A 17,736-nucleotide genomic window follows, 5' to 3' on the forward strand; every position below is an offset into this window, starting at 1 on the left:
TGAGCGGTTAGTTGACGGCTCAAACCTCCGGCTTTGGCGTGTTAAGCACTGTTATAGATTGTTAAAGAGTGTTAACGGGCCACCAAAACCCTTCGGAACCAGCTATTTTCGTCCCGTTCCCCTTAGCCCCCGCCCTATGAAACGGCGCATCCGCTCCATCTTCTGGCTTATGACGCTCTGCATTCTGGGCATCAACGGCTTCCAGGCGTACTGGCTCTACACTACGTATCAGCTCACCAATACCCAGCTGGAGCGCACCGCCCGGGAGGCCCTGCGCACCGTGCTCCAGCAGCAGCAGCTGCGCCAAGCCCGGGACTTGCTGCCCGCCGGCCCCGGCAAAAAGCCCGTCCGCGTGATTCTGCGCCAGTTTGGCGAAGGCGACACCGCCGACCAGCTGGAACTGACCACCACCCGCCAAACCACCACTACCGACGGCGCGCTGCAAACCGTGAGCGTGCAGCGGGAGCTGCGCCGCCGGCCCGGTCGGGGCCCACTGCCCGCCGCCGACACCCTGGCCCGCAACCTGACCCGGCTGCTGCTCCACGACTGGTCCGACAAGCGCCCCGTAAATCTGGCCCAGCTCAGCCGTGCCTACCGTGCCGAGCTGCGCCTGCGTCAGGCCGATGCACCCTTCACCCTCGATACGCTCACCATCCGGCCCCGGGCCGAGGCGCGCAGCGGCGTGCAGCTCGTGCGCTTTGCCCAGCAGGCGCCGCGGGCGGGCCGGGCTTTCCGTACGCCGCCGCTGCTGCTCAACCCCGTGCGCGACCAGTACGTGCAGGCTTCGTTTGCGGCCCCAACGTCGTACGTGCTGCGCCGCATGGGCGGACTACTGGCCGGCTCGGTGCTGCTGCTGGGCCTCACCACCGGCTGCTTTGGCCTGATGCTGACTACGATTCTGCGGCAGAAGAAGCTCTCCGAAGTCAAGAACGACTTTATCAACAACATGACCCACGAGCTCAAAACGCCCCTGGCCACGGTGTCGGCGGCGGTGGAGGCGCTGCAGCACTTCGGCGCCCTCCACGACCCCGCGAAGACCGAAAAGTACCTGGCCATTTCGCGGCAGGAACTCCAGCGCCTCTCCGATTTGGTGGAAAAAGTGCTCCACATTGCCGTGGAAGAACGCCAGACCCTGGAGCTCCACCCCGAGCCGGTGCAGCCCGTCGAGCTGGTGCAGGAGCTCGTAGCCCGCCACCAGCTGCGGGCCCCCAAACCGGTGCATTTTCAGGTGAGCATGCCCGGCGCCGTCCCCGTCTGCTTCGATAGGCTCCACGTCGGCAACGTCATCAGCAACCTCATCGACAACGCCATCAAGTATTCCCGCGAGCAGGTCACCATCGGTATCCGGGGCGAGGCCGAAGGTCAGGGCTGGCGCCTCACCGTCACCGACGACGGCATCGGCATTCCCCGCACCTACCAGGAGGCTGTTTTCGACCAGTTTTTTCGGGTGCCTACCGGCAATCTGCACGCCGTCAAGGGCTTCGGGCTGGGTTTGTACTACGTGCGCCAGGTAGTGGAGCGCCACGGCGGCCGCATCGAGGTGCGCAGCGAGCCTGGCCAAGGCAGCGAGTTTTCCTTCTGGCTGCCCGCCTAAAGTGCTTGCCTGCTTAAATTAAGAACGTCCTGTCGACCAGCGGGAGACATCTCGCCTGCAATGGTAACTGTCACGCTGAGCGGAGCAAAGCGGAGTCGAAGCATCTCTCCCGTAAATGGTAATCAGTTGCCATTGCAGCGAAGCGGTAGAGATGCTTCGACTGCGTGGCCGCCAGATCAAGCATGACGTCCTGATTTTGACTGTTTACCATTGCAACGTCAGCACGCGAGATGCCTCGCTCTGCTCGACATTACCCAATATAGACCTCCGCATCATCCCCTTGCCCATGCCTACCATTCTGCTCATTGAAGATGAAGCCGCGCTGGCGCTGATTGTGAAAGACAGCCTGGAAATGCGCGGTTTCACGGTGGAGTACGCCGCCGACGGGGAAGAAGGCCTGCGCAGGTTTCAGGCCCGCACCCCCGACATTGTGGTGGCCGATGTGATGATGCCCAAGCTCGACGGCTTTACCCTGGCCCGCCAGATCCGGGCCCGGGACCAAGCCGTGCCCATCATCTTTCTGACGGCCCGCTCCCAGACTGCCGACGTGGTGCAGGGCTTCGAGCTGGGGGGCAACGACTACCTGAAAAAGCCCTTCAGCATGGACGAGCTCATCGTGCGTATCAACGCCCAGCTGAGCCGGCAACCTACCGCGGCCGTTGCTCCGGCCGGCCCGCTGCCCATCGGCCGCTACCGCTTCGACTATCCCAAGCAGAAGCTGGCCCTCGACGGGGGGCCCAGCGCCGACCTCTCCAACCGCGAAGCCGAGCTGCTCAAGCGCCTCTACGACCAGCGCAACCAGGTGCTGGAACGCAATACGGTGCTAAAAGAGCTCTGGGGCGACGACAGTTTCTTCAACGGCCGCAGCCTCGACGTATTTATTACCCGCCTGCGCCGCCACGTCAAGGACGACCCTCAGGTTCAGATTCTCAACATCCGCGGCATCGGCTACAAGCTGATTGTCTGAGCCGGGCAACGAGACAGAGCCAGTAGGCGGGCCGGGGAGGAGTTGCGTACAAGACGGCGGCCGTAGTAGCTTGCCGCCGCCCGCCGCGCCGGGCTTCACTTCTTCATTTGTCGCCCCGTGAAAAAAATCTCCTCGCCGCTGGCCTCCCTGTTGCCCACCCTGACCGGTTTGTTGCTGGTGAGCAGCCTGGTTAGTAGCTGCGCTCGCCGGCCCATTGCGGCCACTGCGCCCCCGGCCTTTGCCGCCATCCAGGAAGCCGAGCTGCGCCAGGACCTCTTTGAGTTGGCCAGCGACAGTATGCGGGGCCGCCGCGCCGGCACCCCCGACGAGCTGCGCGCCGCCGTGTGGGTGGCCGAGCGGGCCCGCAAAATCGGCCTGGAGCCGGCCGGCGACAATGGCACCTACTTCCAGTTTTACCAATTGCGCCGCACCACCGTGTCGGCCGATACCCGTCTGCAGCTCAACGGCCAGCCCCTGCGCCTGTGGCAGGATGCCTGGGTGACGGCCCCGGTGGAAGCCCACCTGAACGCGCCGGTGGTATGGCTCAACAGCATGGCCGATACCACCGGCCGCAACCTGCGCGGTAAAGTGGTGGCCATGAAGCTGCTGGCCCCGGTGCCGCTGCCGGCGCCCAAGATGAGTTTGTGGGGCTACCGCTACATTCTGGCGGCTCTGGCCAAGCAAAGCGCAGCCCTGCGCACCAAGGGCGTAGCGGCCATTCTGCTGGTGGCCAATGCCACGGCCGAGCCCCAGCTGGGCTTCGTGGGCCACCGCTACCAGGACGGTCTGTACCAGTTGCCCTCCATGCCCGTGGCCGCGCCCGCCGTGCCGGTTATTCTGCTGCGGCAGGCGGCCCAGGAGTATTTTTCGCTGGGCACGGCTACGCTCAAGGCTGATTTGGGCATGGAAACCTTCGAGTATCCGTCGGTCAACGTTATTGCCCGGGCTCCGGGAGCCGACCTAACTCTGGCCAAGGAAAACGTGCTCTTCAGCGGCCACCACGACCACGACGGCATCGGGACGCCCGTGGCCGGCGACTCCATCTGGAACGGGGCCGACGACAACGCCACGGTGAGCGTGGCCATGCTGGCCATCGGCAGGGCCTGGAAAAAGCGGCCCGGCCAACGCTCGGCGCTGTTTGTGTGGCACGGGGCTGAAGAGCGGGGTTTGCTGGGCTCGCGCTACTACGCCGAAAACCCGACCGTGGCCAAGTCGTCCATCGTAGCGGTGCTCAACGGCGACATGATCGGGCGTAACGCCCCGGATTCGGCGGCCCTACTGGGCTCCACGGGGCCCCACCGCAACTCTACGGCCCTGGTTGACATGGCTTTGAAAGCCAACCAGCAGTTTACCAAGTTCAGCCTCGACACGTCCTGGGACAGCCCCGACCACCCCGAGGGCTGGTACTTCCGCAGTGACCATGTGCCCTACGTGCGGGCGGGCATCCCGGGCCTGTTCTTCACCACCCTGCTGCACCCCGACTACCACACGCCCCGCGACGAGGCCTCCCGCATCGATATTGCCAAGCTGGCCCGCATGACGCGCTGGATGTACGCCACCGGCTGGGCCGTAGCCAACACGCCCCAGCGCGTGACGGTAGACCCTGGCGCCAAGCTGGAGCGGTAAAGCTTTGTGGGGCTGTTGATTGAGTAAGCATAAAAAAGGCTGGCAGGATGATCCTGCCAGCCTTTTTTATGCTTACTCAACTCGGCTGCTAGTGCAGCACCAACTGGGGCTCGGGCGTGAGCTGCTCCTCTTCCGGGTCGCCGTAGTGGGTGTGCCCGGCTTTGTAGGCGGCGTTGAAAATCAGCGGGAAAATGAGCAGCGTCAGTACCGTGGCCGACACCAGTCCGCCGATAACGACGATGGCCAACGGCTTCTGGGTTTCGGAGCCGATGCCGGTGCTCAGGGCCGCCGGGAACAGGCCAATCATGGCCATGAGGGCCGTCATGACCACCGGGCGCACCCGGGATTCTACCCCGCGTTTTAGCGCCGCGGCCAAACTCATCTTCTTGCGCATGTTCTGCTTGAACACTGTAATCAGAATTACCCCGTTCTGAATGCAGATGCCGAAGAGGGCAATAAAGCCGATGCCGGCCGAGATGCTGAAGTTGGTGTGCGTGACATGCAAGGCCACGATGCCGCCAATCAGGGCAAAGGGCACGTTGACCAGCACCAGGCCCGCATCCTTGGCGTTGCCGAAGGTGATGAAGAGCAGAATGAAGATGATGACCAGCGCCACGGGCACCATCTGGCTGAGGCGGTGCTGGGCCCGTACCTGGTTTTCAAACTCCCCGGCCCAGGCAATGCTGTAGCCCTTGGGCAGGTGAATCTGGGCATCGACCTTCTTCTGGGCCTCGGCAATGGTGGAGCCCATGTCCCGGTCGCGCACCGAAAACTTGACGGCAATAAAGCGCTGCCCGTTGTCGTGGTACACCGAGGCCGGGCCGTTGGCGGTGCGGATGGTGGCAATTTCCTTCAAAGCTACCCGGCCGCCCTTGAGCGTGGGCACCCGCAATTCTCCGATTTCAGCCTCGGTGCTGCGGTACTGCTCGGGGTAGCGGATGCGGATGTCGAACTTCCTTTCGCCCTCGTAGAGCTGGGTGGCCGCCTTGCCGCCGATGGCCATTTCGACCACGGCCTGGGCGTCGGCGGCGGCCACGCCGTAGGTGGCCATGCGGTTCTGGTCGAGCAGCACGCTCATTTCGGGCTGACCCAGGTTGCGCAGAATGCCCAGGTCTTTCACGCCCCGCACCCCGCGCAGAATGGTGGCTACCGAGTCAGCCTTGGCATTGATTTCCTGGAGGTCATTGCCGAAAATCTTCACTGCCAACGAAGCGTTGATGCCGGCCACGGCCTCGGCCACGTTGTCGATGATGGGCTGGGAATAGTTGTAAATCACGCCGGGGTACACGCGCAGCTTCTTGTCCATCTCGTCGATGAGCTGCTCCTTGGTAATGTGGCGCTTCCACTCTTCCTGGGGCTTGAGGTTGACCTGGCACTGCACGTAGTACATGCCCGAGGGGTCGGTGCCGTCGTTGGAGCGGCCGGTTTGGCTCAGCACGCCGTTTACTTCCGGGAAGGAGCCCAGAATCCGGCGAAACTCGGCCACCTGCTTGGTCGTGGCCGTCAAAGACGAGGACATGGGCAGCTTGGCTTCCACCCAGAGGGCGCCTTCATTGAGCTCGGGCAAGAACTCGGAGCCCAGGAAGGTAAAGGAGTACAGCACGCCGGTCATAAGGGCAAAGGCCACGGTGAGGCTCAGCGCCTTGTTGGCCATCGTGAAGCCAAAGGCCCGCACCACAATCTGGTCGAAGAAGTTGACGATGGGGTTATTCTTTTCCCGCACGTTCTGATTGAGCAGAATCGAGGCCAGCACCGGCACCAGCGTGAGGGTGAGCAGCAGGGCGCCGACCAACGCAAAGCCCAACGTGTAGGCCAGGGGGCTGAACATCTTGCCTTCCACTTTCTCAAAGGCGAAGATGGGCAGCAGACAGGTCAGGATGATGAGCTTGGAGAAGAACACGGCCTTGCCCAATTCGCCGCCGGTTTTCTTGATTAAGCTCCGCTTAGCCAGCTTGTTATACACCGGCATCCCGACCTGGTGGGCCTTGTGGTCGAGCACCACGAAGATGCCTTCCACCATCACCACGGCCCCGTCGATGATGATGCCGAAGTCGATGGCGCCCATGCTGAGTAGGTTGGCCGACATGCCCTTGAGGCGCAAACAGATAAAGGCAAACAGCAGGGCCAGCGGCACCACCACGCCTACTATCAGCGTGGAGCGCCAGTCGGCCATGAACAGGAACACGACCAGCGTGACGAGCACAATGCCCTCAATCAGGTTGTGAATCACGGTTTCGGTGCACTTGTCCATCAGCACGTCCCGGTCGTAGAACGTGACCAGCTTCACGTCCGAAGGCAGCACTTTGGTGTTGAGCTCCTCGATTTTGGCCTTGACGCGGCCCAGCACCTCGGCCGGGTTTTCGCCCTTGCGCATAATCACGATGCCTTCGATGACGTCGTCGTTGCCATCCAGCCCGGCCTGGCCCACTCGGGGCAGGTGGCTTTCGGTGACCCGGGCCACGTTGCGGACCAGAATCGGGGTACCGTTCACGTGGTCCACGATGACGTTGCCGATTTCCTCGGGGTTGTCGAGCAAACCGATGCCGCGCACCACGTAGGCCTGCCCGTTTTTCTCGATGACGTCGCCGCCCACGTTGATGTTGCTTTTCTGCACGGCCTGAAAGACTTCCAGGGGCGTGAGGTTGTACATCTGGAGCTGGGCCGGGTCGGCCGTAATTTCATACACCTTCTTGGTGCCCCCAAACGCGGCAATATCGGCCACGCCCGGCACCGACTTCAGGGCCCGCTCCACCACCCAGTCCTGAATGGCGAGCAGGTCGTTGGTCGAGCGGCCCTTACCCTGCACGGTGTAGCGGAAAATCTCGCCGGTGGGACCGTAGGGCGGCTGCACGTGGTTTTCGCAGTCGGAGGGGAGCGAGACGCCGGCCAGCAGGTTGTTCACTTGCTGCCGGGCGTAGAAGTCGTCCACGTCGTCGTCGAAGTTGATTTTGAGCACCGACAGCCCGAACATGCTGATGGAGCGCATGTTCGACTTCTTCTGCACCGAGTTCATGGCCACTTCAATCGGCGTCGACACGAAGCGCTCCACTTCCTCGGCCGAACGGCCCGGCCACTGGCTGACGATGATAATCTGGGTGTTGGTAACGTCGGGAAACGCCTCAATGGGCGTGTGCAGGTAGCTATACACGCCGCCGGCAATGAGCAGGGCCGTCATGAAGAACACGAAAAACCGGTTCTTGAGCGAAAACGCGACGATTGATTGAATGAACTTACCCATGGTAGGGAGCTTGAATTCTTAGGTATGTAAGGTCATGTCGAGGCCAAGCGAGACATCTCGCGGGCTGACGTTGTCGAAAAAGAACGTCATGCTGAGCGGAGCAACGCGGAGCCGAAGCATCTCTCCCGCAGTGGTACTTGCTGCTGCAACGAAGCGGTAGAGATGCTTCGACAAGCTCAGCATGACAATGGCATTGCACGCGAGATGTCTCACTGCGTTCGACATGACGTTCTGTTGGCTGTGGGTTGACCGGCTTAGTCGTTCAGCTCGTCGTAGACCAGCAGCTGGTTCTGGCCGATGATTCGCTCCCCGGCTTGCAGGCCGGCTTGCACGTAGCTCACGTCGCCCACGGTTTTGGCCACTTGCACCTCCCGGGTTTCCACGTGGCTGCGGTCCTTGAAGACCATCACGAAGTTGCGGTCCTTGTCGAAGACCACCGATTTGGCGGGCACGGCCAGCATCTGCCGGTTTTCGGTGTTCTGGACCTTGATCTGGGCGTACATTTCGGGCTTGAGCAAATAGCCGGGGTTGTTGAGCCGCACCCGCACTTTCATCACCTTGCTTTCGGGGTCCAACACGTTGAACACCTTGTCGATGCGGCCGGTGAAGTGCTTGTCGGGGTAAGACAGGGTCGTCACGTCGGCCGCGTAGCCTTCCTTCACCTTGCTGATGTCGGACTCGAAGACGTTGGCCAGAATCCAGATGTCGTCCAGGTCGCTGACGGTGAACAGGTTGCCCACGTTGTCGGCGTTGAATTGCATGTGGTCCGTCACGTTCTTCTCGGTGATAAAGCCCGAAATCGGGGCCCGCAGTTCGTAGGTGCCGTCGTCCGACACGCCGTAGACGCTCATCTGCTTGCGGGTTTTGCCCAGGTTGCCTTGGGCCCGCTGCAGCTCCTTACGGGCCAGCGTCACGTCGCGCTCCGACGCCAGGCCGGCCTCAAACTGGTCTTCGGCCACCTGCAGGTTTTTGCGGGCAATGTCGAGGTCGGTGCCGGCCGAGCTGCGCTGGTTTTGCAAATCGGCAATTTCCCCGCTCCGGATGACGGCCAGCACCTGACCCTTGGTGACATGGTCGCCGAGCTCCACGGAGAGCTGCTCGACCACGCCGCCCACCAGCGGGTACACTTTCACGGTTTTGTCGCCGTCGGAGGCAATCTGGCCCGAGAGCGTCAGCTCGTCGCGCACGGGCTGGGCGTGCACCGTATCAATCTTGATTTCGCGCAGCATGGTATCCGAGAGCGAGAAGCCGGCTTCGGGCTTGGGCGCCGTTTCGGCATCCTTGTGGGAGCAGCCCGCCAGCGTAACGCTCAGGGCAAAGGGCAGGAGGGGGGCAAGGCGGTTCATATACGTTGGGGTGAAATGTCGTTTGGGAGGGAAAGTAGCTGTCATCCTGAGCTTGCGAAGGACCTAACCACGTCTGAAAAAGCCGTTGCTATGTCTGTCGTTCGTATCCCATAAGGTCCTTCGCAAGCTCAGGATGACAGGCTACAAAAAGCTACTTGAAAATGGGCCGGCCGACGGCGAAGTTGAGTTGTTCGAAGGCCCGCACGCGGCTGGCGCGCAGGGCGTTGAGCTGCACGAGGTTGTTCTTGTAGCTCTCGTAGAAGTCCAGGAATTCGACGATGGTCAGGTTGCGCTTGGCATAGCTCTGCTCGATGCCGCCGATGAGCCGGTCGAAGTCGCCGGTGTCGCGGCTGGAGCCCTGGTAGAGCTGGTCGGCCTGGCGGGCCAGCTGGTAGGCCTGGTGCACGTCGGTCTGGACCACCAATTGCTGCTGCTCCACCTGGGCCTTGCTGCCCTCAATCTGGGCGCGGGCCGTGCGGATGTTGCCCTGGTTGCGGTTGAAGAGCGGCACGGCCAGGCCCAGGGTCACGGCGTTGTAGTTCTGGATGTAATTGCCGGCCCGGTCGTACACGTAGCCCACGGCCAGGTCGGGGGTGGCCAGGGCGCGTTGCAGGCGCAGGTTCTGGGTTTGCTGCTCGGCGTAGGCCTGGCGGGCTTTCAGGTCGGCGCGCTGCACCAGGGCAGTATCGGCCAGCTGTTGCTCGGAGTAGGCGCCCAGCGTCAGGTTGCGCAGGGCCGCAGGGTCGGCGGCGGGGCGGTAGTAGGTGCCCGAGTTGTCGCGCAGCAGCACGTGGAAGTCGGCCTGCTCACTGGCTATATCGGTCAGCAGGGCCTGGCGCTCATTCTGGAGCTGAAACAGGAAGGCCCTGAGCCGGATTACCTCTTTCAGCGCCACGTTGCCCTTGTCGTACTGACTCTGGTACTGGCTGACGGTGTGCTGGAAGGTGCTGATTTCCTTGTCGTACACCCCGATGGTCTGCTGCTTGAAGTACAGATCATAAAAGGTGGTGCGCAACTGGTAGCGCAGGTTGCGCAGCAGATCCTCGAAGGTGAACTGCTCGACCAGGGCGTTCTGCTGGGCCACGCTGGCGGCGGCTTTGCGGCGGCCGGCCAGGGCAAAGAGCTGCTGCACCTGGAAGGCCGTGTTGCCGGTGCGGGTCACGTCCAGCACCTTGGTGGTCTGGGGGTTGTAGGTGTTCTGCTCGATGCTCACCGTGGGGTTGTCCCAGAGGCGGGCCTGCACAATCTGGGCTTCGGCCGCCGTCACGCTGTAGCGCTGGGCCAGCAACGAGAGGTTGTTTTGCACGAAGCGCTGCTCAGCCTCGGGCAAGGTCAGGCGGGTAGTGTCGGGAGCGGGGGCGTCCGGAGTGGCGGCGGCAGCGGCGCGGGTCAGCAGCAGGGCGGTCAGGAGCAAAAGAAGGCGTTGCATATCCTTTCAAAAGGTTTGATATGCAAGAGTACGCCGGCCGTATTAGGCCCGAATTAGAGGGGCATTAGAAACGGATTAGAATCTGAATATTTCGATGAAAAGTGGGTTTAGAGGTTATTTAAGCGGGTTTGTATAGGAAGAAATAATAAGCTGGTGCGAGTCGGCTTTATGTAAGAACGTCATGCTGAGCTGGTCGAAGCATCTCTCCCGCTTCGTTGCAACGCTACTTGATTAGCACTGCGGTAGAGATGCTTCGACCAGCTCAGCATGACGTTCTGTGCCCAACAACGATAGCGCGCGAGATTCCTCACTCTGCTCGGAATGACGTTCATAAGTACTTTAAAACACCACTTCCGCCACGGTGCCGGTGCCGAGCTGGGAGTGGATGTGGAGTTGGCCGCCGTGAAGCTCGATGATGCGGCGGGCTAGGGGGAGGCCCACGCCGTGGCCCACCACCGCCCGGGCGTTATCGGCCCGAAAGAAGGGCTGGAAGATGCGGCTAAGGTCTTTGGGCGCAATGCCGATGCCGTGATCCTCGATTCGCAGGTGAACCCGCCCGTGCTCGAAGCCGAAATGCACGGCCACCGGCTGGCTCTCGGAGTACTTCAGGGCATTGTCGAGCAGGTTGGTCAGAGCCCGGCTCAGCAACTGCCGGTTGCCCCGGATTTCCAGCTGCTCGGGGGTAGCCGGCAGCTCACCCATTGTAATCTGCACCCGGCGGCGCAGTTCGGGCGGCAGGGCTTCGCGGGCTTCCCAGAGCAGTTCGTCGAGCCGGATTTCGTCGTTGCTGGTGCTGGCAATATTGGCTTGGGTGAGCTCCAATAAGTTGTTAATCAATGATTTAAGATGCTGTAGCTCGCTCAGCACCGAGGCCAGCGCCTCGCGGTAGGCGGCTGGCTCCCGTTCCCGGTTCAGTAGCACCTGGATTTCGCCGATGGTAGCCGTGAGCGGGGTCCGCAACTCGTGGGAGGCATTGCTGACAAAGGTGCGCTGCCCCTCAAAGCCTTCCTCCAGCCGCTCCAGCATTCTATTAAAGGTGCGGGCCAGACGGGTTATTTCATCCTGCTCGCTTCGGCTCAGTCCCTGCTCATCCACCCGCAGGTGCAGATCCTGGGCCGTAATCCGGTCCACTTGGTCGTTGACGGCGGCAATGGGCGTGAGGGCGCGCCCGGCAAACACCCGCCCGGCCACGTAAATCACCACCAGGCTGCCCACGAAGATGCAGGCCAGAATCGTGGCCAAGTGCTCCAGCCGCTTGCGGCCCGACAGGTTCTCGGCGGCAGCCACAATGATGTATTCGCCCTGGTTGTCGCGGTAAAAGATGCCCACGGCCTGCCGGGTGCCGATGTCAAAGTACACCTCCTTCTCGGTCAGGATGCGGGCCAGGATATGGTCGGAGATGTTGATGCGGCGGTCCTGCTCAATAAAGCGGGGCTGGAGCCGGGCGTCGTAAATCTGGAGCACCTCCCCCACGAGCGTGCGCAGGTAGCGGCGCTGAAACTCCCGGAAGGCATCGGCCCGCAGCTCATCCTGCTCCAAAAACACGTAGCCCGTCACCTCGGCCCGGTCGCGCAGGCGCTGGTGAAACTCTTCGTGGGCGTAATCGGCCTGCAGGATGTAGACCACCGACATGGCCGCCAGCAGAATCACGGCCACAAGCCCCAGGAAAAGCCAAGTCAGGCGGTTACGGATAGTCAATTGCTAAGGTGTTAATGCGTTGCTAATGTGGGGAATGGGATAAATGTGCAGAATGGGGAAATACGGTTGAATGTGCTGATTGTGTCCTTGCGAGGCGCAGCCGATGCAAACTCTCTTCCTCGACGCCTTACGTTCCAGCCAAGTAAGAGCTTGTGGTACAAGGGTAAAGTAATCCGGCCTGCGCAGAGGCCGGATTACTTTACTCTGCTCGCAGTGACAATTCATTTTTTACATTCTTTACATCATCCACATTTCTCCCATTCTCTGCATCAACTCTCTTCGCGCATCACGTAGCCCATACCGACGACGGTGTGGATGAGCTTGGGCTCGAAGCCTTTGTCAATTTTGTTGCGCAGGTAGTTCACGTACACGTCGATGACGTTGGAGCCGGAGTCGAAGGAATCCTCCCAGGAGTTTTCGGCAATTTCGGCCCGGCTGAGCACCCGGCCTTTGTGGCGCATAAAGAGTTCGAGCAGACCGAATTCCCGGGCCGTGAGCTTGATGGGCTGGCCGCCGCGGGTCACCGTTTTGGCGGCCGTGTCGAGGGTGAGGTTCGCCAGGGTAAGGGTGGCGCCCTTGGTTTCCTGGCCCCGGCGCCGGGTCAGGGCCCGCACCCGGGCCAGCAGCTCCGGGAAGTCAAAGGGCTTGACCAGGTAGTCGTCGGCGCCACCATCGAAGCCCTGCAGCTTGTCGGTAGTGGTGCCCAGGGCCGTGAGCATCAGCACGGGCACCTGCTGGTCTTGCGCCCGGACGGCCTGCAGTACTTCCAAGCCGCTGAAATAAGGCAGAATGACGTCCAGGATGATGAGCTCGTAGGAGTGCGTCAGGGCCAGCTGCCGGCCGAAGCGCCCATCGTAGGCCACTTCCACCTCGTAGTTTTCCTCTTCTAAGCCGCGCCGGATAAAGGCCGAAACTTTGGGCTCATCTTCCACGAGTAGGATTTTCATGGGGTTAAGATACTTGCAAGGTGGAGTCAGCGGATTGGAACTCTAAAGGAACTACAAATTCGTGAGGCCGGGATGAACCGGGCCGCCGCTCGACCTAATCAGACGCGCTGGGACACGCAAGGAGGAAAGAGCTAAAAATAATTGCATAAAAATTAGGCTGACCCCGCACTTTTTTCATTGTTTTTTATCTGTGGACCTGCCTGAAGGAGGAACCCAGCCCAGAGGAGTAAGGCAGGGGTTTGCGTGTGTAGTATGTGTATAGCGAAGTTGTGTAGTAGATTGCAAAACCGTTTTTCTGCGCTAGGAAGCGGGTTTTTAAGCTTGCATTTGCCAAACAACGTCTGAATATTTGAGCTCCTGCAAACGTTTGTGGGCCTTGCTTCGGGTTGTCTGCTTGCGCATTGGCCTGCCTTGTAGGTAGTAGACCGACCAGGCCGGCTGCTGCCAGTTTTTGCACTTCCGCTCCGGGCCTTACTGGCTCACTATTCGTCTCCGTTCCGCTTTCTACCCGCGTCTCATCCCACCTATTGCTGCTGCGGCACCCGCGTGCCTCAGCCTCTTTGCTGATTCCCCACCAATCCAGCTTAAGCAATATGAGAATTCAGTTCTACGCTCCGGGCGCGCTGCAAAGTGCGCCGGTATTATGGGTTCGAAGTGCCCGCCGGCTGGTACTGGCCGCACTTTGCCTGCTCGGGGCTCCGGCCGCCGGCTGGGCCCAGTGCAACCAGCTCGTGTGGGCCGATGAGTTTAACACGCCCGGCGACCTAAGCAAGTGGCAGGTGTACGAAGGCGACGGCTGCAACGTGGGCAACTGCAACTTCGGCAACGCCGAGCTGCAAGTGTACCGGGCCGCCAACGCCACCGTTACGGGTGGCTACCTGAATATTGCGACCCGCTACGAAAACTCGGTGGAAGGCGGCCGCACCTACAACTATACCTCGGCCAAGCTGCAGTCCAAAACGGCCAGCGGGGCTTTGCAAACCTTTAAGTTCGGCAAGATTGAAGCCCGGATGAAGCTGCCCTCGGCCCAGGGCAGCTGGCCCGCTTTCTGGATGCTGGCCGACCCCGGCAACTGGCCCTACACCGGCGAGATTGATATCATGGAGGCCAAGCACAAGAACCCCAAGTCGGTGGCGGGCACCATTCACTACGACGCCGGTGGCTGGCACTACACCGGCCGCGAATACAGCGGCACGGTAGACTTATCGGCTGACTTTCACGTGTATACCATCGAGTGGGGCCCCGACCAGATCAAGTGGTTCGTGGACGGCAACCTCTACCACACGGCCTCGCCCGAAACGACTTTTGGCAACGCCTGGCCCTTCAACACCAACAATTACTACCTGATTCTGAACACGGCCGTGGGCGGCCCCGGCACGCCGTTTACCGGCAACACCGCCCCCACGCCCACCGATTTCCCCGTTACCACCCAAGTCGACTACGTGCGGGTGTATACCGGACCTTCCAACTACGCCGTGTACGGCGACGGGCAGGTGTACCAGGGCGAGCAAGGTAAGACCTACCGCCTCGACCCTATTGCCGGCGCCGCCTACAGCTGGTCGGTGCACAGCGGGGCGAGTATTACCAGCGGGCAGGGTACCAACTCCATCCAGGTAAACTGGGGTAGCACGGGCGGCACGGTTACGGCCACCGTGACGGTAAACGGCTGCACGACTACTGCTTACACTAAGACGGTAACCGTTAGCACCCCGCTGCAGCTCGACCGGGTGTACGAGGATTACGAAACCAACCGCGCCCTGACTTACGGCACTATGACCGGGGTGCTGACCCAGGCCACGACCAACCCCGCCGCTGTGGCGCCCAACACCTCAGCCAAGGTCGGCAAATACGTGCGCAACGCCGCCGAGCAGTACGACGTGCTCTACGTGCGGGGCCTAACCGTGAGCAACGCCTCTGACTTTGCCGCCGGCCGCCGCAAGGTGTACATGGACGTGTATTCTACCGCCCCGGTGGGCAGCAAAATCACGATGCAGTTTGAAAACAGCCGCACCGTATTGGCTACCAATTACCCCACGGGCCGGCAAAGCTCTTACTTCGCCACGACCAGCCGGCAGAACGCCTGGGAGACCCTGGAGTTTGATTTTGAAAAGGTTATCGACGCGGGCACCAGCGTCTACGACATCGACAACGTGGTATTCCTGTTCCAGCCGGGCATCAACTCGGGCGCCACGTTCTACCTCGACAACATCCTGGTCAAGAAGAAGCCCGACCCGACGGTGGTGGCTACCGACGTGCTGGAAAACTACGACGGCACCAGCCGCCTGACCTTCGACGCCACGCTGACCAACGGCACCTACACGCCCAACCTGGCCAACCCCAGCGCCACGGCCCCCAACACCTCGGCTAAAGTAGCCCGATACGTGCGCAATTCGACCCAACAGTATGATGTGCTGTTCTTTACGGCCGGCACGCCGGGCAGCGTCATTGAAGACGCCAGCCTGTTCAAGGACCAAACCAACCAGATTCTGGTGGACGTGTATACCACGGCTCCGGTGGGCACGCCGGTGGTTTTGAACCTGCAGAACAAAGCTGCGGCCGCCAATTCGTACCCGGCCGGCCGCAACAGCAGCTACGAGGCCCGCACGACCAAGCAGAACGCCTGGGAAACCCTGGCCTTCTCCTATACTTCCTCGCCCGACGCCGGCACGGCCAATGTGAGCATCGACCAGCTGGCCTTCCTATTTGCCAACAACTCGATGACCGGCGCCACTTATTACGTCGACAATATCCGGGTGGCCAAGTACGCGGCGGCCCCGACCTACACGGCCGGCACCATGTTCGAGGACTACGAGGCCACGCACAATCTGACCTTCCTCAGCGCCGACGGCACCTACTCGCCCACCGTGGCCAACCCCGCCGTTGTGGCGCCGAATACTTCGGCTAAAGTGGGCCGCTACGCCCGCAACGCCACGGCTACCTACGACGTGCTGGCCTTCCGCACCAGTGCCATCAAGGACGGTAGCGCCTACAAGAAGGGCGACAAAGCCTTTGCCATTGACCTGTACACCACGGCACCCGTCGGCACGGTTGTTTCCTGCCAGCTGGAGAATGTGGCGCAGTCGAACACCGGCAACTACCCCACCGGCCGCCACAGCATTTACCAGGCTGCCGTGAAGCAAACCAACGCCTGGCACACGCTGACCTTCACCTTCGCCAGCGCTCCGGACCTGGGCACCGCCGACGTGGACGTGGACAAGCTCGTGTTTCTGTTTGCGCCCAACTCGACGACCAGCGCCACCTACCACATCGACAACATCCGCAGCCTGGTCAAGACCGGGACGACGCCGACCAACGCCGCGCCCACCGTCAGCCTGACCTCGCCGGCCAGCGGCGCCACGTTTACGGCTCCGGCCAGCGTGACTCTCAGCGCCAACGCCGCCGACTCCGACGGGACGATTACCAAGGTGGAGTTCTACAACGGCACCACGCTGCTCAACACCGACACCAGCAGCCCCTACAGCTACTCTTGGACGGGCGTCACGGCTGGCACCTACTCGATTACCGCCAAAGCCACCGACAACGCCGGCGCTACCACGACTTCCTCGGCGGTGAGCATCACGGTCAACGCGGCCGGTAACACGGCGCCCACGGCCAGCATTACGGCTCCGGCTAGCGGCAGCAGCTTCTCGGCTCCGGCCAGCGTAACCATCACGGCCAACGCGGCTGACACCGACGGCACTATCACCAAAGTAGACTTCTACAACGGCACAACCCTGCTCGGCACCGATACCACGAGCCCCTACAGCTTCAGCTGGACGGGCGTAGCGGCCGGCACCTACAGCCTCACGGTTAAAGCTACCGACAACGGCGGCGCCGTCACGACGTCGAGTGCCGTGAGCATCACCGTTACGGCGGCGCAAACCGGCACCAACCTGGCGCTGAACAAGCAAACCACGACTTCCTCGACCGAAGCTCCGGAGTTTGGTGGCAACCTGGCCGTGGATGGCAACGCCTCCACCCGCTGGGCCAGCGCCTGGGCCGACCCGCAGTGGATTTACGTCGACCTCGGGGCCCGTTACAACGTGAGCCAGGTGAAACTGACCTGGGAAGCGGCTTACGGCAAAGACTACCTGGTGCAGGTTTCCAACGACGCCGCCAGCTGGACCACCCTCAAGACCGTGACCGGCAACACGACGCTGACCAACGACCACACCGGCCTGAGCGGGGCGGGGCGCTACGTCCGCATCTACGGTACGGCCCGCGGCACTACGTACGGCTATTCACTCTACGAACTGGAAGTGTACGGCACGCCGGCCAGCACCAGCACCGTCTGCGGCGGCACGGTAGCCAACGGCGACTACCGCTACGAGGTGAGCACCACCAACGGCACCGTGAGCTGGAAGTTTGTGCCCCTGACGCCCATTGCGGGCAGCACCATGGCCCTGCTGTATGTGAAAGTGGGCACCGGTGGCTACGCGGGCTACCAGATGACGGCCTCGGGTTCCGACTTCGTCTTCTCCCAGGCCCAGGCGGCCGGTGCGGCCCTCTCGTTCTACTTCACCTACCGCGTGGGTACCAGCACCACCGAGCGTAACTCCAGCGCCACACCCCACAGCTACACCGTGGGCAGCACCTGCACCACGGCCCAGGCCACACTGGCCGCCACGGCCGTGAAGGGCAGCGTCGTGGGCGCGGCTTACCCCAACCCGGTGACCAGCCAACTGACTGTGGAGCTGCGCGGCGCTTCGGCCCACCAGCTGACCGTAACCGATATGCGCGGCGCCACCGTCCGGAACCTGGCCACGCCAGCCGGAACGGTCACGGCTAACTTGGACCTGGCCACCCTGCCCAATGGGGTGTACTTCCTGACCGTGCAGAACGGCAGTGGGGTAGAGGTACAGAAAATCATGAAGAACTAAGCACCTGCCCG

At 61.8% G+C, this 17,736-nt stretch carries 9 protein-coding genes; 4 read left to right on the forward strand and 5 right to left on the reverse strand.

Annotation, left to right across the window (positions count from 1 at the left end; genetic code table 11):
• The first annotated feature begins 136 nt into the window (after window positions 1-136).
• The 3 genes from CLV45_RS17990 (at window position 137) to CLV45_RS18000 (ending at window position 4,187) form a co-directional block, all read left to right on the forward strand.
• Complete coding sequence (locus tag CLV45_RS17990) at window positions 137-1,594, forward strand: sensor histidine kinase (protein WP_100337862.1); 1,458 nt, start codon at window positions 137-139, stop codon at window positions 1,592-1,594.
• Window positions 1,595-1,880: 286 nt separating this feature from the next.
• Complete coding sequence (locus CLV45_RS17995; protein ID WP_100337863.1) at window positions 1,881-2,561, forward strand: response regulator transcription factor; 681 nt, start codon at window positions 1,881-1,883, stop codon at window positions 2,559-2,561.
• A 117-nt stretch (window positions 2,562-2,678) separates the two neighbouring features.
• On the forward strand, window positions 2,679-4,187 hold the full coding sequence (locus CLV45_RS18000; RefSeq protein WP_245882910.1) for a M28 family metallopeptidase: 1,509 nt from the start codon (window positions 2,679-2,681) through the stop codon (window positions 4,185-4,187).
• Between the two features lie 88 nt (window positions 4,188-4,275).
• On the opposite strand, the gene CLV45_RS18005 is transcribed toward CLV45_RS18000, so the two are convergent.
• The 5 genes from CLV45_RS18005 to CLV45_RS18025 all read right to left on the reverse strand — a co-directional run bounded on the left by CLV45_RS18005 (window position 4,276) and on the right by CLV45_RS18025 (window position 12,845).
• The gene (locus CLV45_RS18005; protein WP_100337864.1) at window positions 4,276-7,425 is read right to left on the reverse strand and encodes an efflux RND transporter permease subunit; all 3,150 of its coding nucleotides are present in this window, start codon (window positions 7,423-7,425) and stop codon (window positions 4,276-4,278) included.
• Window positions 7,426-7,679: 254 nt separating this feature from the next.
• The gene (locus CLV45_RS18010; protein WP_100337865.1) at window positions 7,680-8,771 is read right to left on the reverse strand and encodes an efflux RND transporter periplasmic adaptor subunit; all 1,092 of its coding nucleotides are present in this window, start codon (window positions 8,769-8,771) and stop codon (window positions 7,680-7,682) included.
• 151 nt (window positions 8,772-8,922) lie between these two features.
• Entirely contained in the window at window positions 8,923-10,200 is a 1,278-nt protein-coding gene (locus tag CLV45_RS18015; protein WP_100337866.1) for a TolC family protein, read from the reverse strand.
• A 339-nt stretch (window positions 10,201-10,539) separates the two neighbouring features.
• Window positions 10,540-11,898, reverse strand: coding sequence for a sensor histidine kinase (locus CLV45_RS18020; RefSeq protein WP_157807628.1), 1,359 nt, complete (start codon window positions 11,896-11,898; stop codon window positions 10,540-10,542).
• A 269-nt stretch (window positions 11,899-12,167) separates the two neighbouring features.
• Complete coding sequence (locus tag CLV45_RS18025; protein WP_100337868.1) at window positions 12,168-12,845, reverse strand: response regulator transcription factor; 678 nt, start codon at window positions 12,843-12,845, stop codon at window positions 12,168-12,170.
• Window positions 12,846-13,438: 593 nt separating this feature from the next.
• Between CLV45_RS18025 and CLV45_RS18030 the strand changes: the two genes are divergently transcribed.
• A complete protein-coding gene (locus CLV45_RS18030) occupies window positions 13,439-17,725 on the forward strand; it encodes an Ig-like domain-containing protein (RefSeq protein WP_100337869.1) in 4,287 nt (1,428 codons plus the stop codon).
• Window positions 17,726-17,736 lie beyond the last annotated feature (11 nt).

This window comes from Hymenobacter chitinivorans DSM 11115, from assembly GCF_002797555.1.
Classification (GTDB): Bacteria; Bacteroidota; Bacteroidia; order Cytophagales; family Hymenobacteraceae; genus Hymenobacter; species Hymenobacter chitinivorans.

Bases quoted from the DNA above. Each gene is read 5' to 3' on its own strand.
- CLV45_RS18030 (WP_100337869.1), top strand. From the start codon at position 13,439: ATGAGAATTCAGTTCTACGCTCCGGGCGCGCTGCAAAGTGCGCCGGTA.
- CLV45_RS17990 (WP_100337862.1), top strand. From the start codon at position 137: ATGAAACGGCGCATCCGCTCCATCTTCTGGCTTATGACGCTCTGCATT.
- CLV45_RS18015 (WP_100337866.1), bottom strand. From the start codon at position 10,200: ATGCAACGCCTTCTTTTGCTCCTGACCGCCCTGCTGCTGACCCGCGCC.
- CLV45_RS18025 (WP_100337868.1), bottom strand. From the start codon at position 12,845: ATGAAAATCCTACTCGTGGAAGATGAGCCCAAAGTTTCGGCCTTTATC.
- CLV45_RS17995 (WP_100337863.1), top strand. From the start codon at position 1,881: ATGCCTACCATTCTGCTCATTGAAGATGAAGCCGCGCTGGCGCTGATT.
- CLV45_RS18010 (WP_100337865.1), bottom strand. From the start codon at position 8,771: ATGAACCGCCTTGCCCCCCTCCTGCCCTTTGCCCTGAGCGTTACGCTG.
- CLV45_RS18005 (WP_100337864.1), bottom strand. From the start codon at position 7,425: ATGGGTAAGTTCATTCAATCAATCGTCGCGTTTTCGCTCAAGAACCGG.